This is a genomic window from Vibrio pelagius (assembly GCF_024347575.1).
Classification (GTDB): Bacteria; Pseudomonadota; Gammaproteobacteria; order Enterobacterales; family Vibrionaceae; genus Vibrio; species Vibrio pelagius.
In genome coordinates this window covers 51,656-72,313 of the sequence record NZ_AP025505.1, presented here as the reverse complement: position 1 = coordinate 72,313, position 20,658 = coordinate 51,656, and the positions used below count along the sequence as shown (strand labels likewise).

Here is a 20,658-nt window from a genome sequence, read left to right as displayed (position 1 = left end):
CCCTGTTGGAAGCCGCCACAATACATACCCCGAGTAAAATGAAACCTGTCGCCGAACAGTACAGCCGTACGTGATAGCTATTCAGGTAAGCGTAACTCTATCTGCTTCAATAGTTCCTGGATACCTTTCTTATCATAGGTTTGCTTTGTTTTAGGTTGGCTACTTTTACGGACGATTAATTCCACAGGAATGCGCGTTTGTTTGAATTGAATTGGCGTGTTCGACGGATGTTTTTTTAGCTCAACGGCTTGAATGACACACTGTTCGCCAATAGCCGTGAAGTCTTGCTTAACCGTTGTTAGGGGTGGATTGAAATATGCACTGTCGGTGATTCCATCAAAACCAGCAACTGCGACTTGATCGGGTACCTTTATGCTGAACTCATCCAGGGCACGCAACACGCCAAGTGCCATTTGATCACTCGCAACAACCACGGCATCAAAACTCAATTGTTTTCCAATCGCTTCACTAATCGCAAGGTAACCACTTTGTGCTTGCCAATCTCCTCGGTAGCAATCTACGGCTTTCGTTTCTGATGCATCGATTTCCGCTAGCCAAGATTGCAGACGAATATTGGCCGCTGTTGACGCCTCCGGACCAGCGACCAATAAGAACTGACTTCGTCCTGTCGCAACCAGATGCTTGACCACTTCAGAAGCCCCAACAGCATGCTCACCGTGAACAAAGTGTACAGGAGTACCATCAGGTACGTCGATAAAGATCAGATGTAAGCTTGGAAACTGCTCTGCCAAGACCACAGCATCGTCTTTGCTAAGTGGCACGTTGAGAATGATGCAATCGACCTGCTGAGCAATCAGTTCTCTCATCGCACCTTGAATACTGGATAAGCTAGGCTCGGAAACGACAGAGAAAGCAGTACCAAAATTCAATTCATGCGCTTTTCTTCTTACACCATTTGCGATGAGTGCTGCGCCATGCAAAGCCATATCTAATGTCACTAGGCCAATATTGGTCGACTTCGCTCGGCTCAACATCTGCGCTCCCTTATTGGGTACATAACCTAGCTGCTTGATCGCCTTATTCACTTTAATGCGAGTGGATTCAGCAACATTATCTGACCCATTCGTCACTCTAGATACAGTCTGGGTGGATACACCCGCCAGTTTTGCCACATCTTTAAAAGTTACATTCATCGTCTTTTCTAATTATCTCTGCTGTCTTAGCTCGACTCTAACAGACTGGTTTCAAAAAAAACGTCACACACCCCTCAAAATGTTTTCGAAAACATAATTTTTTGTTCCCGAAAACAGTCGATCTAGACCAAATTTAGGCAACTTTAAAACTGCCTAAGATCACAATTAAGCGGCATTTAAGTTCTAAAAGCCATAGATAAGCGCAATATATTTCAAAAAATATGTTCACGCAAACAAACAGCAGAGCGAGCAAATAATGAGTGAGTTTGTCCATTTACAAAGCAAAAATCACAGCCTAATTATCAAAACTGACCGAGTGCCAGAGATCCTTCATTGGGGCGCAAAAATTGCCCAAATAGACGAAGGCCTGTTGCTTTCAACGGAGCGCCCTATTTCGCAAGCTCGTTTAGATGTCGATGTTCCTTTATCACTGTGTCCTGAACTGGGTAGCGGTCACTTTAACGCGCCGGGCATTGAAGGCCATCGCGACGGCTACGATTGGGCACCAGTATTCAAACTAGCATCGACTCAAGTTGAAGAAAACCAAGTGACATTTGGTTTAGTTGACGATATTGCAAATCTTGAATTGAATGTTGAGCTTAAATTGCACTTCGAGACCGATGTTGTTCAAAAACGTATTAGCGTTAAAAACCTAGGCGACAGTAAATATTATCTTGGCAAGCTTTCTTCAACTCTACCTTTGCCAAACCACGCCAACGAATTGATGACTTTCCATGGTCGTTGGTGTCACGAGTTCCAAACACAGCGACAACGCTTTGAACATGGCGGTTTCATGCAGGAAAACCGTCGCGGCCGCACTTCTCATGAAAACTTCCCAGGTCTATTCGTGGGTACAAATGGATTCAGTGAACAGCTTGGTCAAGTATGGGGTTTTCATCTTGGTTGGAGTGGTAACCACCAAATGCGTGCCGATGTACGCAGTGACGGTCGCCGTTTTGTTCAAGCTGGTGAGCTTTTACTGGCTGGTGAATCGATCCTTGAAGCTCATGGTGAATACCAAACACCATGGCTGTATGGGTGTTACAGCAACACTGGCTTGAACGGTATTTCTCAACGCTTCCAACAATTTGTTCGCGATAACATTGTTAAGTTCCCTGTAAACAAGCCTCGCCCTGTACACCTAAACACATGGGAAGGCATTTACTTCGACCACAAACCTGAATACATCATGCAAATGGCAACAGAAGCGGCCGAAATGGGTGTAGAACGCTTCATCATTGATGATGGTTGGTTCATTGGTCGCGACGGTGAACGCGCAGCTTTGGGTGACTGGTATTTAGATGAAAAGAAATACCCTAATGGTTTAGAACCGGTGATCAATCATGTGAATCAACAAGGGATGGAGTTTGGTCTTTGGGTCGAACCAGAGATGGTAAGCCAAGACTCGAATCTGTATCGCAACTACCCTAATTGGGTTCTGGGATTACAAGGTTACCACCAGCCTTCTGGTCGTTGGCAATATGTGCTCGACTTACAAAACGAAGATTGCTTCAACTATTTGTTTGAGCGCTTAAATGACCTACTCACACGTTACAACATTACTTACTTAAAGTGGGACATGAACAGAGAGCTGGTTCAGCCCGGCCATCAGGGTCGCCCCGCGGTACACGGCCAAACGCAAGCGCTATATCGGCTTGTCGATGAACTAAACCAAGCGCATCCAGAAGTGGAGATTGAATCTTGCTCTTCCGGTGGTGGTCGGATCGATTTTGAAATTCTCAAACGAACACAACGTTTTTGGGCATCAGATTGTAATGACGCGTTAGAGCGTCAAGCCATTCAAAAAGGCATGAGCTACTTCTTCCCACCAGAAGTAATGGGTGCACATATCGGCCCTTACGAGTGTCACTCAACCAATCGTCGCCATGGCATAAACATGCGCGGTGTGACTGCATTGGGGGGCCACATGGGTGTTGAGCTTGATCCGGTGAAAGAATCAAAAGAAGAGAAAGAAGCATTTTCTCGCTATATCGCGCTTCATAAAGAATATCGCCATCTCCTTCATGGTGGCCGAAGTTTCCGTATCGATCCGGCAGACAAAAATCAAAACATTTACGGCGTAGAGAGTGACGATGAAATGTTGATCACTGTGTGTCAATTGGCGATGCCAGATCATGCGCTTCCCTCGCCATTAAGAATCAGCTGCGCGGATATCAACGCCAAGTATCAAGTGAAGTTGGTGGAGATGCCTCAAACCAGTTTCCAACTGATGAAGCAACGTCCTCAGTGGCTAGATAAAACGCTCACACTCAGTGGCGACAACCTGAAAGAGATCGGGGTGACGTTGCCAATTCTCGACCCTGAATCAGCACTGATGGTACACCTACAAAAAATCTAATACGTCGTCAGTCATAACAAAACATCGGGCAAAGGCTGTTGTGAAAATCATCACGATACCTCTGCCTGACAAGATAACTAAATGTGAAATTCCAATAATTTAAGGACAAAACTATGCCAATGACAATCCTACTGTCATTCTTTTTCTTCACGGGCTTTGTGGTGTTTTACACCTGGTCGCGTGTTAAGAATCAGAAAAATGACTCTAAAGATGGTTTCTTCCTCGGTGGTCGAAGCCTAACCGGTGGCCTTATTGCAAGCTCACTCATTCTGACCAACCTTTCCGCGACCAGTTTCGTAGGGATGAGTGCCCTATCCTTTAAAGGCAATATGTCAGTAATGGGGTATGAAGTTGCTTCAGGTATAACGCTGATCATTATCGCGCTCTTTTTGGTACCTCGTTACCTGAAGCAAGGCATTACAACGATTCCTGACTTCTTAGAGTCTCGCTATGACTTATCAGTAAAGCAGTTCGTAACCGTATTGTTTCTACTGAGCTACATCGTCAACCTTCTGCCCAACACGCTATACGCAGGTGCAATGGTTATCGGTGGTATCTTTGACATCGAAAGCATGTTCGGAATTAGCCGTTTCCAAGCGATCCTACTTATCGCATCAATTATCGGTTTCCTCGGTCTGTTCTACGCTATTTACGGTGGTCTAAAAGCGGTGGTCATCGCTGATACGTTGAATGGTGTGGGTTTGATTGTTGGTGGTCTGATGATCCCAATATTTGGTTTGATCGTGTTAGGAGACGGCAGTTTTATGGAAGGCTTGGACGTAATTACGACCAACGCAACAGACAAACTTCAAGCCGTTGGTGCCGAGAATGATCCTAACGTCCCTTTCTCAACAATGTTCACTGGTCTATTACTCGTTAACCTTTATTACTGGGGTACTGACCAAGCCATCATCCAGCGTGCACTTGGTGCCAAGAACCTAAAAGAAGGCCAGAAGGGCGTGATCCTCGCAGGTGCTATCAAAGTTGTGACACCTCTGTTCCTGATCATCCCTGGCATCATTGCTTATCATATGTTTGGAACAGTAGACGCAGCAGGTCAAAGCTACGAAGCGGATACCATGTACACGCGTTTGGTTAACGAAGTACTGCCTAAACCCCTTGTCGGCTTCTTCCTAGCGGCAATGTTCGGTGCAATCCTATCGACCTTCAACGGTGTATTAAACTCGTCAACGACATTATTTACCCTTAACGTCTATAAACCAATTTTTGATAAAAAGAACAAGCTTTCTGATGAACAGTTGGTCAACAAGGGGCGAGTGTTCGGTCTGTTCATTGCAATTCTATCTGTGGGTATTGCGCCATTCATCATGTTCGCACCGAATGGCCTGTTCGATTTGCTACAACGCTTAGCCGGCTTATTCAGTGTGCCAATCTTCACTATCGTGTTTATGGGTTACATCACTAAGCGTGTGCCTGCGGTAGCAGCGAAAGTTTCATTGGCAGTATTTGTCGCTGCTTACGGTTTTGTGCAATTCACTCCTGCTTCAATGCACGATTACTTAGGTCCACTTAAGCCATTGGCTGAACTACATTTCTTCCACCAGCTAGCAGTATTGTTCGTGCTATGTTGCGGCATCATGTTCGCTATCGGTAAAGTACGTCCACGCGATACAGACTACGTATTGCCAGTCAACGAATCGATGGACATCAAGCCTTGGGAATTCCGCTTTGAAGCCTCTGCAGTAATTCTATACATGGTGCTCGGTGCCTACATCACCTTCTCTGACTTAGGTTTGGTCGCAGGTGACACGTCATTCATGGTGACTTACGCACTTTGCGGCATCGTCATTATTGGCGGTCTGTTTGCCCGCATTAGAAAAAAGAAAGCTCAATCAGCGCAACTTAATGCTCAGAAGACTCAGTAACTAACTTGCCACCCATAAAAGCCAAGCAGAGCCCATTATCGGCTCTGCTTTTTTGATTGTGTTCCTAATAAACTCACTGTTTCGCAAATATCACTATTTAGTGTTTCCTTCCGTAGACCGACATTCGAAAGTTGCATAGGTACAAAACCAGGTAGCCCTTCTACTCGTGTCAACCAGGTTTCCAAAACTGGACAGCTGGCTAAGCTTATTCCTCCCTCCGGCGCTAACTTGATATAACTGTAGAGTGCTAAATCTGCAATAGTAGGCTTTGTTCCAACAAACCATTGACGGCCGTGTAAGTAAGTTTCAAGTTGTTTTAGGAGCTTATGTGCTTCTAGAGTATGCGATGCACTATCTATGCTGCGATTAAATAAGTTCGCTGCACGAAGTTTAGCTATTGAACCTGCTAGTCGATGAGCAGCGAGAGATAGAAACTGCTCGATATGTGCACGCACCACTGACGACTCTGGAAGCCACGTCTGTTCTTTGTCATAAACACTAGCAAGATAAACCAAGATCGCGTTTGAATCAGAAATGACAACTTCATCATCGACTAATACTGGTATTTGTCCAAAGGGGTTAAGTGCCAAAAACTCTGGCTGCTGATGCTCACCGTTAGGTAAATCGACAGTAATGAGTTCAAAGTCCAATTCGAGAATATTTAATAGCATGTGCGCGCGGTGTGCATGCCCCGACATAGGGTGCCAGTATAGCTTTATCATTATTTTCTCCTAGCTCGTTGTCTGTTCTACATTTAAGAACAAGTTGCCAAGAAGAAAAACCCCGCTAACATGGAATGATAATTTCCAAAATGTTGATAGTTTATGGACACTATAGATGGAATGAGAACAGTTGTGGCTGTGATAGAGACAGGCTCATTTACTGCCGCTTCTGAACGTTTGGGTATTTCCAAATCTCTGACCTCCAAATATGTAAATCGCGTCGAAGAGCAACTCGGAGTCAAACTGTTTCATCGCACGACCCGAAAGCTCTCAATTAATCAGGATGGTCAAGAATACTACCTGCAAGCACAACAGGTTCTGGCTAAGTTTGATCAGCTATACCATCAACTCCATTCAAATAATAAAGAAGCATCCGGCTCAATACGTGTGACCGCTTCGCAGGGTTTTGCTGAGGAGTTATTAAGCCCACTTCTTCCTGAGTTTTACGCGCGATATCCAGATATTCAGATTGACATCATCGTTACCAATCAAAAACTGGATTTAGTCGAACAAGGCATAGACATCGCTTTTCGTGCCAGTGAACTCGAAGACTCCAACTTGAAGTATCGTAAGGTAATGTCCCTTCAAAGTTCTGTTTATGCGGCGCCTGAATTAGCGAAACAGTGCTACGATGGTATGGAATTAAAACTGTTACCTTGCCTTGTCGACAGCAACCTTCACTCAACAGCTCGTTGGCCTATAGCTAACACTGTGAAGCAAAGCAGTGCTTATCATAACCTCTCCGTAAACGCCGTTTTCAAAAGCAATAGTCCACGACTTATTCGCCAGTTGACGCTCTCTTCGGTTGGAGCAAGCTATCAGCCCGATATTATTGCTGCACCTTATGTGGAAAAGGGACTTCTGAAAAAACTTGATATCGGTTTCAAACCACTCAAGTATCCGCTGAACGCTCTATACCGTGGAGGGGCTTATCAACCTGAACGAGTGAGAGTATTTTTAGATTTTGTTGTGGATAAACTTGGTGCAATTGACAATAACTGACGAGTTGTAATTACCAAGGAAGCCTGACTCAAATCTGCCCCTTTTCAAGTTAACAATATCGTTGATGAACACCCGATTATCGCAGGTTTACCCTGTAAAGAAGGGCTATTCAAATTGTTAGATGTTGAGGCTCTAGGAAAATGCTAGAGCCTACCTTATGAGCTAACCCAAACTAGTTTGCAGCCTCTAATTCTTTTTCTGCTACCGATAACATCTCAAATTCCTCTTCTGCCGAGGTTGCGACCAGTTTGTTGCGGCTATAAAGACCATAATACGCACCACCAATCACAAATAGCCCCATAGTCATAAAAAATGCCGATGGGTCAAAGGCGTAAACACCTGTCATTGCAATAAGTGACAGAACAAGAGAGGTGCCTGAAGTCAGTACGCCACCTGGTGTTTTGTACGGGCGGTGAAGCTCGGGCTGCTTAATACGCAATAGAATATGACTAAGTGACATTAACGCATAAGATACCGTTGCCCCGACAACTGCCATTGCTAAGATTAGATCTCCTTCTCCGGTTAATGACACAGCGAAACCAAACACTCCCGGTACCACTAGAGCGCGAGCCGGCACTTTGTTTTTGTTGGTAAGCGACAGGCTTTGCGGTAGGTAACCCGCACGCGACAAAGCGAAGACCAAGCGGCTGTAGCCATAAATAATCGAGAAGAATGAAGCGATAAGTCCGGCAAGCCCTAGAACATTAACGGCCGTTGCAACCGTTGGGTTCCCAGTTAATTTCAAAGCATCAACAAGTGGAACGGCACTATTTGCAATGACTTCTGAACCGACCGCACCTGCAAGCAGCAGAACCACTAAGGTTGCGGTAACAAGCAAGAATAACATTGCGCCGATAATGCCTTTTGGCACATCTTTAGCTGGATTTTTTGCCTCTTCGGCAGCCAGTGGAACACCCTCTACCGCAAGAAATAACCACATTGCAAATGGCAGTGCCGCCCATACACCATACCAACCGAAAGGAAGTAGCTCAGTGGCTTGTGCGGTCGTCGGAGCGATATCAAAGAGCTTACTTGCATCAAACTCACTCACTAATACTCCAGCGGTCATAAGAATGGCGAGTACAGCTAATCCACTGATAACCATCATGACCTTGAGAGCTTCTCCCACTCCGGCCATATGAATACCGATAAAGATGGCATAAAAGATCGCGTAAACAAGGGGGCCATCGATACCCATTAATTCATTCACTGCCGAGCCAATAAAAATGACGATGGCGGCAGGCGCTAAAGCGTACTCAATTAAGACCGACAAACCCGTAAAAAACCCACCTGTTGGCCCCATTGCTTGTCGAGCGAAGCTATAGCCACCGCCTGCAGCAGGGATGGCAGCAGACATCTCCGCCAAAGAGAGAACAAGGGTGAAGTACATCACTGCCATAGCAATGGCCGCGATAAGAAAGCCTCCCCAGCCGGCTTGACCGATACCAAAGTTCCAACCAGCAAAGTCACCGGAGATCACATATGATACTCCCAAACCAGCTAGCAATATCCACCCTGCGGTGCCCCTTTTAAGCTGTCTTTGCGCCAAATAATCCTGATGTTCTGACATTGTAAATCCCTCTATCTTTGTGTGTTATCCAATTAAAAAATTGCTTATGTGCTTGTCATCCAACTGATCACCAACTTCTTCCTCGATACTCGAGCGGTCTTTAAGGTTGATTCCAGATAGCTCTAACCGACGGGCTTCCTTCAGTAGGTATATAGCTCGCTGGCACGCATCCTCATAAACCAAGCCTTGTGGCCGAATATTGGAAATGCAGTTTCTATCTGAGTCTTTTGAGCCTCTTCTGGCCTGCCAAGTCAGGTAGATCCCCATGCTATCCGGAGAGGTGAGTCCAGGACGCTCTCCAATTAAAACCAGCACAATCTTGGCTTGTAAGCACTCCCCAACATCGTCTCCTACCGCCACTCGGCCTTGATTTACAACAGTAATTGGAGCAATACGCCATGGCATTTCGTCTTCTTTTAGTGAAGAGAGTAGGTACTCAATGACGGGCTTGGCATGATTTTGAATTGCCACTGAAGACAAGCCATCGGCAACCACTATCGCGAGGTCAAACGGCGTCGATTCCGAGCGATGGATAGCTTGTAGATGCTTCCAACAAGCATCATCAAGCTGACGACCCAGGTCTGGCCTTTGTAGGTACATAAACCTGTCAACCGCTTTGCTGTGTGCCTTAATTGGTGGTTGAGAAGTGTGATGAATAACTGGGTTTGAATGACTGAGGTGTTCAATGAATGCGTCTATATCTAGAGCACAATGAACCGCGTCCATTGCCTGTGCATGGTCCAGTTGAAATGAAAGCAACTCTTTAGTTGGTACACTATTTCCGCTTCGGCCCAGTGCAATGCGTGCCGATGTAAAACTTCTAAGCTCATGCCAAGGGTTTTGAGTGACCACCTTGTCAATTGAGTGCTTTTCTATAGAAATAACCTTACCCATGTGCGCGCCCCCCATTAAGTTGTGCGAGAGCACCAGCAAATGAACCGGATAGACGTTCGTTTAGGCGTACCTCATTGACGTCATCAAAAATCTGCATCTGAGTTAGCCACTCTTCAAATTCCGGCGCAGGTTTTAGGCCCAATACCTTGCGGGCATAGAGCGCATCATGAAATGAGGTCGTTTGGTAGTTGAGCATGATGTCATCAGAACCGGGAATGCCCATAATGAACGAGCATTCGGCAACACCAAGCAGTGTCAGAAGGTTATCCATATCATTTTGGTCGGCATAGGCGTGGTTGGTGTAGCAGATATCACACCCCATCGGCAGGCCAAGTAACTTGCCACAAAAATGATCTTCAAGTCCGGCTCGAATGATCTGTTTTCCATCAAAGAGATATTCAGGACCGATGAAGCCGACCACGGTATTAACCAATAACGGATTAAAATGGCGTGCTACGGCATAAGCTCGTGTCTCACACGTTTGTTGGTCGACACCATGAAAAGCATTGGCAGAGAGCGCGGTACCTTGCCCAGTTTCAAAGTACATAACATTGCTTCCTACGGTGCCTCTATTTAGAGAAAGTGCCGCCTCATAAGCTTCTTTGAGCACCGAAAGGTTAACACCAAATGTGTCGTTGGTGCCTTGAGTCCCCCCTATCGATTGAAAGACGAGATCCACCGGAGCACCCATCTCTATTGCTTCAATTGTATTGGTCACGTGAGTCAGTACGCAAGATTGGGTTGGGATTTGGTAATGCTGAATGACTTCTTCCATCAGATTCATCAGCTTCACCGCCTGTGGTACATTATCTGTGGCTGGGTTAATGCCGATCACCGCATCTCCATTGCCATACATTAGCCCATCAAAAATAGTGGCAGCGATGCCATTAAGAGAATCGGTTGGATGATTAGGTTGTAGGCGAGTAGATAATCGACTAGGCAAGCCTATGGTGTTACGAAACGCAGTCACCACCCGACACTTTTTCGCTACCTGAATCAGGTCTTGATTGCGCATGATCTTGCTTACTGCCGCCACCATTTCCGGAGTTAAGCCAGACCGCAGTTTGGCAAGGGCGAGACTGTCGGCTTCATTACTGAGTAGCCAGTTACGAAAGTCACCTACGGTAAGGTGCTCAATTGGCTTGAATGCCTCTCTATCATGGCTATCAATGATCAATCGAGTGATCTCATCGTTCTCATAAGGAATCACAGCCTCATTTAAGAAAGTCTTGAGGGGTAAGTCTGCTAGTGTCATTTGAGCCACGACCCGCTCTGCAGCAGAGGCAGCCGATACACCCGCTAAAGCATCTCCAGAACGTTCAGGTGTCGCCTTTGCCATGAGATCTGCTAACGACTCAAAGTTAAAAACCAGATGTCCCTGCTGGCGACGATAAGTTGCTGTCATAAATACCCTCTCAATAAACTGGTTCAGTTCTTGCTGACTAACCTTTTGTGTATAAAGGGTAATTAAGCGATTTTTGAACCGATTGAATATCAAGAATTGGCAAATATAAAAAATCATTAATAAACAGTAATTTAAGGTGAAATTTCGCTAAGTTGGGTCAAATGGGTAGGTCATGAAATGATGAGAGAAAATAAACAATTAATGGGTCATGCACCTGATTTGTGCACGTTTAACACATTTGATGCAAATCAGCAGGCAGCCAGTCTTTTTAACTGGCAGCAAGAATATGACCAACTAAGCCGCGGCCGTTTTCTAGGTCAGATTCGTGAACGAAAGTTTTCTCACGTGCACCTATTTCAAGAAGACAGTAACCGAAAGCTCAAGCAGCAATGCCGCGTTAATAAAGGGATATGGTTGGGCCTCAGTGCAAACGATAGACCTTTACACATCAACCACGCTCAAGGCGACTCTGATAGCATTTTGGTCCGTGAGGATGGGGTAGATTTTGAGTTGCTTACGCCTGAAAACTTTTCTATTTATGGACTGGTTATTAGTCCGGCATTGGTCGAGAGGATTCAGCAGCAGCTAGAGGTAGAATCATTGACCAACAAGAGTCAGTTTCTTTCTTGCTCTCAACACTATACTCAACAAATCAAAGCGTACTTGGCTATGTTACTTTCCCCAAATCAGCCTCGCTGGTCTTTTGATACTCATCAGAGAATTGTTCAAGATATGTTGGTTGAGTTGTTTGCTCAGTCTTCTAGTAAAGGGACTCGAAAAGCCACCTCCACACAGCGAGAAGTAACCATGCGTCGAGTTAGGCAGTACCTAGATAAATCGCAGTATCGTAACCCCATTACCGTAACTGAGCTATGCGATGCTGTTCATGTTAGTCGTCGCACGCTGCAATATACTTTCGAATCTTGTTGTGACATTTCACCGAAACAATTTATACAAAGCGTGCGTCTCAACCAGGTGCGACGTGTTCTGCAAGATACCAGCGACCGACGTTGCATCAATGAAATCGCCTTCGACTTTGGCTTTTTCCATTTAGGGCACTTTTGTCAAAGTTATAAACAATTGTTTGGTGAATCGCCGATGCAAACACGTTCTAATGGCTAAGTATCAAAAGTTAGAAAAGAAAAAGATAGGCCATCATCATCTATTATTAAATTTAATAACACACCTCTTGTTAAGCAGAATATATGCTCTATCACGCTTTTGCCCCAAAACAATTCAGAGCAAAAGCTCTTACTTACTTCGAACCTAGTAATTTCACCTATCAAAAGTTATCCGAAGGAGTTTGGGTAACAGCATTTTTCTGAAATTATAAGGCATCATGCAATCTAATTTCTGTTAACTTTCATTAACCTATTGATTACACGTTGATGTGGTATGAGAAAGGTTGCATTATAGCAATATGAAAGGCGGCTAAAAGCCGCATAGAAAGCGTTATGTGCTACTACAAGAGGAGTATTAATGGATGTTACTTTGACAGCTGGCGTAACTTTGATCGACTTTTTAAATAAGTCATTGGATACGCTAAAATTAATTCAAAAAGATGAACCAAATTCTATGGAAATGCAACTGCATTTGGCAACGTTGACACAGCAACTGTCTTTAACCATGGTAGAAGCATCTCAATTGAATGGTATTCTTGCTCAAAAAAACGAGGAAATCAGGTCACTCCAAGCAAAACTCGATGAACGTCAATCTGTTCAATATGATAACGACACCGAAATGTATTGGGCTAATGGTGACGAATCTCCCTTTTGTACAAAATGTTACGAGGGTGATAACAAGCTAATCCATCTGAAATTCGTACCAGCTAGCCCTGCGATGAATGGGGACTTCTACATGCCAGGTTCGTCTGCTCATTATTACTGCACGACCTGTAGAAGTTCTTACAACAAAATACGCACATAACAAGCATTTAAGGTTTCAAGATACTTTTTCTAACCTGACATAAGCGTTTTAGAGTAACTATACTAACGCGTTTATGTCCAAAAACGTTTCATAGAGCCAAGTTTTGGGACAAAAGCGCCTTAGTTCATTCATTACTGGTACCCTTGCCAATCTTCTTCAATTTGCCATAACGCGCGGCTGCCCATTACTTCTCTGATTGATTGGATCACTTGTTCATATTGATCTGAGGAAAATCTAGACCACTTTGCAAGCTCAGCCTCTTTCCAGCGAGACTTCAGTCCTCCGATATTACTTCGGCGCAAAGCTTTCAACAACACGGCATCTATGGGAGGGTGCAAATCGGTGACCTTTACGTGCGAATCATATCCCCCGCAAACCAAAGCCGATTTTAAGTACATGTTGATTAATTTGGCTGCGATCCCATGAGTAAAGGCCAATCCAATTTTACTCGCTTCAGTAATAAGTTGTTCACGCCATAGGCGGTGCTGTTTGTTAATGTCTTCTCTTGCTGGTAGTTTATCTGGATCGTCAACCAATGTGTCTAGACCTATAGACTCGATAAGTTGTTTACCTTGTTCTACCGTAAACCTTGTCCCCTTAACACTTGATGCTCTGGAAGCTGCCCATGCAGAGAAGCGATGTTTATGTTCAGTTATTGTGTATGTCATTAGTTTAGTTTTTCTCGTGTAGGGACAAAGCGCCTCAGACCTACTAACTTCGAATAAGTCTTAGACTTTGTAGCAGCACTTGAATCAGTACCGCTAACAAAACAAGCGTAAGCTGAGACTAAGGCAGAAAAATCATGCCCATCTACGCTCCGCAACAGCGGCTACATCATACTCAGATTCATTATCTAAAAATGTTAATCGACCAAAATCCTTACACAAAGTATCGAGAAAAACGTCACTTTCCAGTGCGGTCTCCATAGGAACAGGCACAATGTCATCATCATGGAATTTGCTTAGAGGAAGACCATAGCACTCAAACGAATGATGCTCTTCATCGCTTAAAGATGACTTCACCTTATGTTCGAAAACTCTGCCATATAGCCAACATTTGATATTGCCAAGTGAAAATTCGACGAGTGGTTCTCCGTAATGAGAGTCATCTTTTCTGTCATTGGCTTTCATCATAGCGTGAACGGTTAATACAAGGGCGACGCTGTAAGACTTGTCTCCGATTTCTATTTCTGGGTTTCCAGTTTCACAACTGTGATCTGAAGCAGATAGTTCATATAGCTTTTCTTTTCTGATCTTGGCCGCATCAACTAACTCCGCTCGAAGGTAAGGATGAGAATGGGCTGTTCCAATGTATTGGTGCTGCTCTCCGAAAACCTTTGCAATGTCTTTTTTCAATTTCAGTGATTGGGCGTTAAACTCTACCGAAGATCTCGTTCGTTTTGCAGAACTCTCAACCGAAACATGTTTGATAGTGCATTTAAATGGACGGGTTTTGTTTACGTAACCCCAAAGTAGCGCTCCTGTCTCAACAGACACACTACTGCTTTCTTGGTGTTTAACGGAGTAGGCTTCTAAGCCTGCCATGATTAACTCAAATATAGCGCTTTTTGTTACAGAAATCGTTGCTACCATTATTTTCTCTTTATTTTGTTAATGACTTAGATTGGCATTTTTAATATTAAAAATGGTGCGTAATGCGATTTTTGAGTTTGTGTTCATAGCGTTCATATAACGCATCCCATACATCTTCACCAACCATGGTAAGCGGTACATACTCTGCAAAAATCACTCCATCGTCATCGGGGTATGCAAGCTCGGTATATTGATGCAAAGGTGCTTCTGCATTGAGTTCTAACCAACATTGAATACACTCCTCTTTGAACCATTTTTTGTCTATTAGATCCGGATCATCGCCTAACAAGTGGGTTAAATTAGGAGAATTAAAAAACGTGTGCTCTTGACTCTTAGTATCGAAAAGACAACTGTTGAAAAGAGCAATCGACCTTCCATCCCAGAGTTTGTATCGATGATACTGGCTTTCGTAGAATACCTGAACTCTATCTAATAGGTAATACTTGGAAAAAGCGTCTATTTCATAATGATGCACAGAGGGTACGTCAGGGGTAGCGGAAATATCATAGAAGTGTTTATGGCCGAACAAGTATCGATGGGTAAGTTTCACTGCAATTAATTCTGGCGAACCTCTTAAAGCGATATCGTTACATAACAATTGCTGTGATGAGGCGGCAATCTTACAGGCTAGATCATTTACAATTGTTGAAGCGACAGACTTTACCTCGTCTATCATTTTTAAGCTTATGTGGCCTTTTCCTGAAATACGTACCCCATTCGTCTTCTCTGGAGTATGTTTCGGATTTTCAAGGCGTGATTTCAATGACCAACTTATCGAATGAAAAGCAGCCTGTTGATCCAAATCTAAGTTTAGGTATTTACAGAAATTTTCAAGGTGAAGTTTGAAGCTCGCTAACAGTTCTAACCTTTCCTCTTCGAGCTCTTTGAGTTCTTCCTTCGTGATCTCTTGATAACCCGTATATGACATAATATTCACCCCATGAATTTATTTGGTCGCACCCGTAATATATACATCATTCAAGAGATAATCTTATGATTTTGACGAAAACTCAAGTCGTTAGGGGACAAAAGCGACTTAGGAATTAGCATAAGTCGCCAAGCTTTATATGATTTTCATTAGATTGAGGACTTAAATTGCTTCCACTACGATTTGTGTACGCTCTCTTTTTCTAGGAGAAAAGCCTACTCGACGAAAGTAGGCTTCGATTAAGTGTTGCCATTCCGAGTCATGGTGATCATCACTAGGCTCAAACTAGTCTGATCTGTACAAACATTCTTGCGCGATCATTGTAGGGACTATTTGATGTTGTTCGGAATCAAGTGACCCTTATAGGGTGGGAACTATTTGATGTTAACCAAAGAATTCAGCGAGCTGTTTTGCATCAGATCCTGAACGAGTATGCGAGTTAACTGATTATTAAAGTAAAAGAGCATGACTCCAAACAACCTAAGTAGTCGGTATCCGAATACAACGTTATCAGCTAGAGCTTGCCCATTTGATAGTTGTTGGTATACCTCTATGTACCTGACCAGCGTGTCCACTTCACGTAATTAAAGGTGATGCTCATTTATGACATGCCTTACGAAAGCAAGCTTGAAGCATTTTTCAAGATATTGTTGAGCGTTAACACTGTCACCATATCGATGGTTAATAGAGGCCTGTAGTTGGTTTGTGTTGGTCACTAGAACAAAGATTGCTAGGCTCAGATAATTCGCTAGTCGTAAGATATTTTTATATTCATTTGCCTTTTTCAAATAGGTAAACAATATAAACATCAATTACACCAATTATTGAGCGCTATCTCATACTAATTTAAAATAACTCGATATCCATCACCCAACCGTGAATTCAGTCTGTATAAATTATAAACAACCCATTAGCATCAAGCGATTAAATAGAATTGAAATACATTGTTTTAAATAAATTCAAGTTAGTTGCTTAGGACAATACATACAACGTTAGTTATGGATAAGGTGGTTAATATGGATACAGTATTCAAAAAGTCGATAGTTTGTGCAGCAGTCGCGAGTTTAGTCGCATGTGGCGGAGGTTCCGGGGGAGGCGACACACCAACTGGTGATACCGCTACCAGACAAGTAACAGCAATGGACGGACTGCTGTATAACGCAGTGATATTCAGAGACAACAACGCAAATCAACAGTGGGATTCAGGGGAAGCTCTACTTGGTTTGACCAATCAACAGGGGCAAGCAACGGTAGAAGCTGGTAATAATGATGTGTTGGGCGTTGTAACACTGATATCGGGTTCGCCAACAAGCCTTGCGATGGCACAGCAAGACGATTTATATCAAGGGGTATCTACCATTGATATGGATTTTCCAAATACTCCGATGGCTAAGGAAGTAACCTTAGTTGCACCATCTACAATTGACGTAATCTCACCTTACACTCATTTACTTTCGGTAATTCAAAACCAGCAGAACATCGATTTAGATGAAGCAGAAGCACTATTGTCTCAACAGCTCGACACTGAGGGGCTTAAATTCACTTTAAAAGAGGACTATATTAAAAATGGCTCCTCAGAACAGCACAAGGTTGCTCAACTTCTTACGGATGCAATGGCTGCTTCTCCAAGTAAAGTGATTACAGATTGGCAAGATTTTGTACAGGAGGCTGCACAAGTTGTGAATCAAATGGGCGAAGCTGAGTTAAACAATCCGAGCTTCAGACCCGCCTTAGATGGTGACAAGACAACGCAAGCTGTAAATAACACTAAGTTAGTCTTCAACCCAGAGGCATGGGATGCCTTAATGAAACAATGGGATAGTATAGGTGATATTTCAACGGGTGATTCAGGCATGTTTTTTACTATAGACTTGAATGCAATCCCTATCGAGGGCGGAACTGCGCCACTCTACGAAGACCCAGATAGACCAAATCAAGGCGTCGACTACTCATTAATCCATTTCTGGGCCCATGGAGCGAAACAAGAAATCAGTTTCGACAATCGATTAGATGTTAAAATTGAAGCGGACGGTACAACGCTATCCTTATCGTCTGATGAGATCTTTAAAGCGGAGCGTAATGATTTCTTCCTTGCCGCTAACGACTATAACGCAGACGGAGACTTAGTCTTCTCTATGCTATCACTATTGGATATCAATACCTCGTCTGTTAATAAATCGCCAACTGTGAGTGCCAATGCCCAGAATGATATCCAGCAATTGATTGATGCCAACTGGAATCTAGAAAAAGGCCAAGGATTTGAACAAGCTTTAGACTTATCACAGTGGTTTTCAGACCCTGAAGGAGACACATTAACCTACACCGTATCTGGTAGCTTGTTAGATGTAGGGTTGAGTGCTCAGCAAGATCAAAATAGCATTATAATATCCGGAGTTCCAGTACGCTCTTTCAGCGAAGAGAACATCCGTCATAGCTTGACGATTACCGCTTCGGATGGCTTTAATTTCACAACAGCTCAAGTCACTGTTCAACTACCAGAAGTGAATGAAGGCATGCTAGTAGATTCAAACCCGCTAGTTGGGAAAAGCTGGTACTTTATCGAAGAGGTACAAGAAGACGGTGTGACCAAAAACTACTGCTCTTACGTCCAATTCGCCGATGGAAAAGTCACGCAAACCTTAAGCGACGTCTATGACTTTTCCGGTTGTGGTCAAGCAGAGTCTCAAACCATCAATGCAACGTCATATAATGAGGTCAACTTAACCACGATAAAAGAATCGGTGTTTGTTTCTACCAAAACTTACACGGTTCGTTACCAACAACCAACAGACACAGGTATGGCCTATGCTGTATCAATCGACCATTACAATGGTCAAGATAATCATGATGTACGCATGTTCTATAGTAATAAATCGGAAGTGGAACAGAGACTGGATATCGATTCTAACCCGGCACCTTTTGAATATGCATTAGCGATAGGCGAAAACGTTGAGCAAACAATGGTTACCCCAGAAGTTGGCGACAACTACATCAAGTTAGCTTTTGCTGGCGATGTTAGTTGTGACCAATTGAAGGACCATTTCAGATTGAATCAAATAAGCAGCAATAAACCGAATGTCTTTGGCGGTAGCGGACTTTGTTTGGACAATATTGACGGAATCGGTGCTGATCCACACTATGTACTAGAACTTATGGGTGATAACACCTTTACCCAAGGTGAAACTTACTACGTCCACCTTCAGTACCGAGAAGGGGATGCCAAAGAATACGGCGAGTCATTAAAGCTGAATTTTATTAAAGACTAAATCATGTAGGTAACATTGATATTGGATATGAAGGGCTCAAACTACTTCCTTCTTGGATATTACCCTTAAACATAAAACGCCTGTTATTTTGATCTCGAAAAAATCAAAGATAGCAGGCGTTATTTTTGTATCCGTTACATTATGTCGCCATGCTTTGGGACAAAAGCAAGCGAGGAGGCTACTTTATGGCCATTGACATACTTATTACTCACCTGATACTTTACAGACTAGGTTTGACGCCACCTAGACCTGACTCGTGGTCAAGGCGCTTTCATCTTAACTAATGAATCAGTACTCATTGGGATTAGTGCATGAGAGTCACATTGCATGTCTTTAGCCCAATAAACGAGGATTGATAAATGTCTAAAAAAAACAAGTATCCAGTTTACCCTTCACAGCTTAAACAATTTAAAGAATCAGCTAAGCAATTTGCAGTCCTGATTTCTAATGAATCAGAAACTTCTCTAATTTCAGCTTTCAAGCGAAATGATTGGCTTTCCCTTGCGTTAGGCCATAAAGGCCATAGTGACCTCACCTTTTTTGCAAAGTCTTGTCGTGACGCCGACGCTTCTGAAGAGTTGTATTTGTTCTGTGATGATGACCAACTTCAGAGTGCGATTATTGACACTTTCTCTTTAAAGTTTCCTGATGTGTCCAAAGAGGCTATTGAAAGTGCAGCATTTCAAATAAGAATGGATGAATATACCAGAATGTTAAATATGCCATTGACAGAAGAAGAAAGTGAAACGCTATCAAAACTTGGTAGTTACGGTATGGACGATACGTATCGTGGCTAAGCTTAGAGGGGATGGAAACGTATTGGTCGGAGTGTCCTGCTTAGGGGCAAAAGTGATTTAACCTTTAGAGTCATCACAATTTAGATGTCAAACCGCAGGGCTATGATGATCGTGAGCTGTTTAAAAGTGGTTTTGACATTAGATGTCAGCTCCATCTTATCGTCAGAATTCTCAGGTTATGGTAATCGTGACTGGTTCAATAGTGGTATTGATGTTTGGGGCATCTTGTGAGGGCTCTATATTGAGAGCAGATTTTCACAGTGGCAATGTGATAGGTTAGCCCTATACTTTATGTAATTTTTGAGAGCATATTAGTGAGTGCCTTATTTCAGATAATATCCGACCTGCATGAGGAGTTCTGCGGAACTACTATCATGGATTTAGTTAATCCTGGTGCTGATATTGTGATTGCTGCCGGCGATATAACACATGGTGTCGGGCTAGCAGAGTTAGCATTGCAAGCTGCAAAATCTAATCCAGATATTGAGTTTATTGTTATTGCTGGCAACCATGAGTTCTATCAGAGAGGCTTTGATTATCAGGATTACCTGTCTTGCGTTCCTCTTTGGAATAAATTAAGCAACAACCTACACTTCCTAGAAAACACTTCTGTAGTCCTTAGCAAATTTGACCTTGAGTTATTTGGTGGAGTTGGCTGGTCTAATATTAGTAAGCTGAACGACGTCAATACACTTTCTTTACAGTTGAAAGTTCATGACTTCAAAAGCATCTCTGTAAATAACCAAGTGCTGACACCCTCGAAAATGAGATCACTGAACCGTGAGTTTAGAAACGCTTGTATTAAATCTATGTTAGCTTCCACAGCACAAAACAAGCTGGTTGTGACCCACTTCCCACAATCCGTTGAACTGAGGCATTCAAAATATCCAGTAGATCTTTTGACGTGTTATTTCTGTTCTGACGATAATGAGTTAATCCGAGAGCTAGCTACGCACGGTGTGGGAGTGATGGTAAGTGGACATACTCATGACAATTTCGATTGTATTGTTGAGGGTGTTAGGCAAATCTCTAATCAGATTGGCTACCCACACGAGGATGGCAACAGAAAAAGCCTCCTTAATTCACGAAGATTGTTTAGGTTATTTAATTGACCGTGTTTAATGCTAATAGCATTGAATGTGGTTACGTATGCTTGA

Annotated in this window: 16 protein-coding genes; 8 read left to right on the top strand and 8 right to left on the bottom strand. The window is 43.3% G+C overall.

Annotation, left to right across the window (positions count from 1 at the left end):
- Positions 1–77: 77 nt before the first annotated feature.
- Positions 78–1,154, bottom strand: a complete 1,077-nt coding sequence (locus vsple_RS20475; protein ID WP_261884251.1) for a LacI family DNA-binding transcriptional regulator — start codon at positions 1,152–1,154, stop codon at positions 78–80.
- 256 nt (positions 1,155–1,410) lie between these two features.
- Here vsple_RS20475 and vsple_RS20470 point away from each other — a divergent pair, with 256 nt between their 5' ends.
- Both vsple_RS20470 and vsple_RS20465 read left to right on the top strand, forming a co-directional pair.
- Complete coding sequence (locus tag vsple_RS20470) at positions 1,411–3,513, top strand: alpha-galactosidase (RefSeq protein ID WP_261884250.1); 2,103 nt, start codon at positions 1,411–1,413, stop codon at positions 3,511–3,513.
- A 113-nt stretch (positions 3,514–3,626) separates the two neighbouring features.
- Entirely contained in the window at positions 3,627–5,399 is a 1,773-nt protein-coding gene (locus vsple_RS20465) for a solute:sodium symporter family transporter (RefSeq protein ID WP_261884249.1), read from the top strand.
- Positions 5,400–5,434: 35 nt separating this feature from the next.
- Here the strand turns inward: vsple_RS20465 and vsple_RS20460 are convergent, their stop codons facing one another.
- Positions 5,435–6,121 carry a glutathione S-transferase family protein gene (locus vsple_RS20460; protein WP_261884248.1) on the bottom strand — a complete coding sequence of 229 codons (687 nt, stop codon included), beginning with the start codon at positions 6,119–6,121 and terminating at the stop codon, positions 5,435–5,437.
- Between the two features lie 102 nt (positions 6,122–6,223).
- Here vsple_RS20460 and vsple_RS20455 point away from each other — a divergent pair, with 102 nt between their 5' ends.
- Positions 6,224–7,123 carry a LysR family transcriptional regulator gene (locus vsple_RS20455; protein WP_261884247.1) on the top strand — a complete coding sequence of 300 codons (900 nt, stop codon included), beginning with the start codon at positions 6,224–6,226 and terminating at the stop codon, positions 7,121–7,123.
- Positions 7,124–7,295: 172 nt separating this feature from the next.
- Here the strand turns inward: vsple_RS20455 and eat are convergent, their stop codons facing one another.
- Genes eat through vsple_RS20440 form a run of 3 tightly spaced genes read right to left on the bottom strand, consistent with a single transcriptional unit; the run spans position 7,296 to position 10,992 of the window.
- Positions 7,296–8,693, bottom strand: a complete 1,398-nt coding sequence (gene eat, locus vsple_RS20450; RefSeq protein ID WP_261884246.1) for an ethanolamine permease — start codon at positions 8,691–8,693, stop codon at positions 7,296–7,298.
- 24 nt (positions 8,694–8,717) lie between these two features.
- Positions 8,718–9,587, bottom strand: coding sequence for an ethanolamine ammonia-lyase subunit EutC (gene eutC, locus vsple_RS20445; protein ID WP_261884245.1), 870 nt, complete (start codon positions 9,585–9,587; stop codon positions 8,718–8,720).
- Complete coding sequence (locus vsple_RS20440; RefSeq protein WP_261884244.1) at positions 9,580–10,992, bottom strand: ethanolamine ammonia-lyase subunit EutB; 1,413 nt, start codon at positions 10,990–10,992, stop codon at positions 9,580–9,582. Before vsple_RS20440 ends, eutC begins: the two co-directional genes overlap by 8 nt.
- A 201-nt stretch (positions 10,993–11,193) precedes the next feature.
- On the opposite strand from vsple_RS20440, the gene vsple_RS20435 reads away from it, so the two are divergent.
- Both vsple_RS20435 and vsple_RS20430 read left to right on the top strand, forming a co-directional pair.
- The gene (locus vsple_RS20435; RefSeq protein ID WP_261884342.1) at positions 11,194–12,114 is read left to right on the top strand and encodes a helix-turn-helix domain-containing protein; all 921 of its coding nucleotides are present in this window, start codon (positions 11,194–11,196) and stop codon (positions 12,112–12,114) included.
- Between the two features lie 357 nt (positions 12,115–12,471).
- Positions 12,472–12,918: a hypothetical protein gene (locus vsple_RS20430; RefSeq protein ID WP_261884243.1), complete on the top strand. Its 447-nt coding sequence runs from the start codon at positions 12,472–12,474 to the stop codon at positions 12,916–12,918.
- Positions 12,919–13,049: 131 nt separating this feature from the next.
- Here vsple_RS20430 and vsple_RS20425 read toward each other — a convergent pair whose 3' ends face one another.
- The 3 genes from vsple_RS20425 to vsple_RS20415 form a co-directional block, all read right to left on the bottom strand.
- Positions 13,050–13,586: a hypothetical protein gene (locus tag vsple_RS20425; protein ID WP_261884242.1), complete on the bottom strand. Its 537-nt coding sequence runs from the start codon at positions 13,584–13,586 to the stop codon at positions 13,050–13,052.
- A gap of 132 nt (positions 13,587–13,718) precedes the next feature.
- A complete protein-coding gene (locus tag vsple_RS20420; RefSeq protein ID WP_261884241.1) occupies positions 13,719–14,510 on the bottom strand; it encodes a hypothetical protein in 792 nt (263 codons plus the stop codon).
- A 46-nt stretch (positions 14,511–14,556) separates the two neighbouring features.
- On the bottom strand, positions 14,557–15,438 hold the full coding sequence (locus vsple_RS20415) for a hypothetical protein (protein ID WP_261884240.1): 882 nt from the start codon (positions 15,436–15,438) through the stop codon (positions 14,557–14,559).
- Positions 15,439–16,454: 1,016 nt separating this feature from the next.
- Between vsple_RS20415 and vsple_RS20410 the strand changes: the two genes are divergently transcribed.
- The 3 genes from vsple_RS20410 to vsple_RS20400 all read left to right on the top strand — a co-directional run bounded on the left by vsple_RS20410 (position 16,455) and on the right by vsple_RS20400 (position 20,613).
- Positions 16,455–18,704 carry a hypothetical protein gene (locus vsple_RS20410; protein WP_261884239.1) on the top strand — a complete coding sequence of 750 codons (2,250 nt, stop codon included), beginning with the start codon at positions 16,455–16,457 and terminating at the stop codon, positions 18,702–18,704.
- A 359-nt stretch (positions 18,705–19,063) separates the two neighbouring features.
- Positions 19,064–19,501 carry a hypothetical protein gene (locus vsple_RS20405; protein WP_261884238.1) on the top strand — a complete coding sequence of 146 codons (438 nt, stop codon included), beginning with the start codon at positions 19,064–19,066 and terminating at the stop codon, positions 19,499–19,501.
- A gap of 314 nt (positions 19,502–19,815) precedes the next feature.
- Positions 19,816–20,613 (top strand): metallophosphoesterase, encoded by a 798-nt coding sequence (locus vsple_RS20400; protein WP_261884237.1) that lies wholly within the window; start codon positions 19,816–19,818, stop codon positions 20,611–20,613.
- Positions 20,614–20,658 lie beyond the last annotated feature (45 nt).

Excerpts from the sequence above, each read along its gene's own strand:
- vsple_RS20475 (WP_261884251.1), bottom strand. The coding sequence starts at position 1,154 with ATGAATGTAACTTTTAAAGATGTGGCAAAACTGGCGGGTGTATCCACC.
- vsple_RS20470 (WP_261884250.1), top strand. The coding sequence starts at position 1,411 with ATGAGTGAGTTTGTCCATTTACAAAGCAAAAATCACAGCCTAATTATC.
- vsple_RS20465 (WP_261884249.1), top strand. The coding sequence starts at position 3,627 with ATGCCAATGACAATCCTACTGTCATTCTTTTTCTTCACGGGCTTTGTG.
- vsple_RS20460 (WP_261884248.1), bottom strand. The coding sequence starts at position 6,121 with ATGATAAAGCTATACTGGCACCCTATGTCGGGGCATGCACACCGCGCG.
- vsple_RS20455 (WP_261884247.1), top strand. The coding sequence starts at position 6,224 with ATGGACACTATAGATGGAATGAGAACAGTTGTGGCTGTGATAGAGACA.
- eat (WP_261884246.1), bottom strand. The coding sequence starts at position 8,693 with ATGTCAGAACATCAGGATTATTTGGCGCAAAGACAGCTTAAAAGGGGC.
- eutC (WP_261884245.1), bottom strand. The coding sequence starts at position 9,587 with ATGGGTAAGGTTATTTCTATAGAAAAGCACTCAATTGACAAGGTGGTC.
- vsple_RS20440 (WP_261884244.1), bottom strand. The coding sequence starts at position 10,992 with ATGACAGCAACTTATCGTCGCCAGCAGGGACATCTGGTTTTTAACTTT.
- vsple_RS20435 (WP_261884342.1), top strand. The coding sequence starts at position 11,194 with ATGGGTCATGCACCTGATTTGTGCACGTTTAACACATTTGATGCAAAT.
- vsple_RS20430 (WP_261884243.1), top strand. The coding sequence starts at position 12,472 with ATGGATGTTACTTTGACAGCTGGCGTAACTTTGATCGACTTTTTAAAT.
- vsple_RS20425 (WP_261884242.1), bottom strand. The coding sequence starts at position 13,586 with ATGACATACACAATAACTGAACATAAACATCGCTTCTCTGCATGGGCA.
- vsple_RS20420 (WP_261884241.1), bottom strand. The coding sequence starts at position 14,510 with ATGGTAGCAACGATTTCTGTAACAAAAAGCGCTATATTTGAGTTAATC.
- vsple_RS20415 (WP_261884240.1), bottom strand. The coding sequence starts at position 15,438 with ATGTCATATACGGGTTATCAAGAGATCACGAAGGAAGAACTCAAAGAG.
- vsple_RS20410 (WP_261884239.1), top strand. The coding sequence starts at position 16,455 with ATGGATACAGTATTCAAAAAGTCGATAGTTTGTGCAGCAGTCGCGAGT.
- vsple_RS20405 (WP_261884238.1), top strand. The coding sequence starts at position 19,064 with ATGTCTAAAAAAAACAAGTATCCAGTTTACCCTTCACAGCTTAAACAA.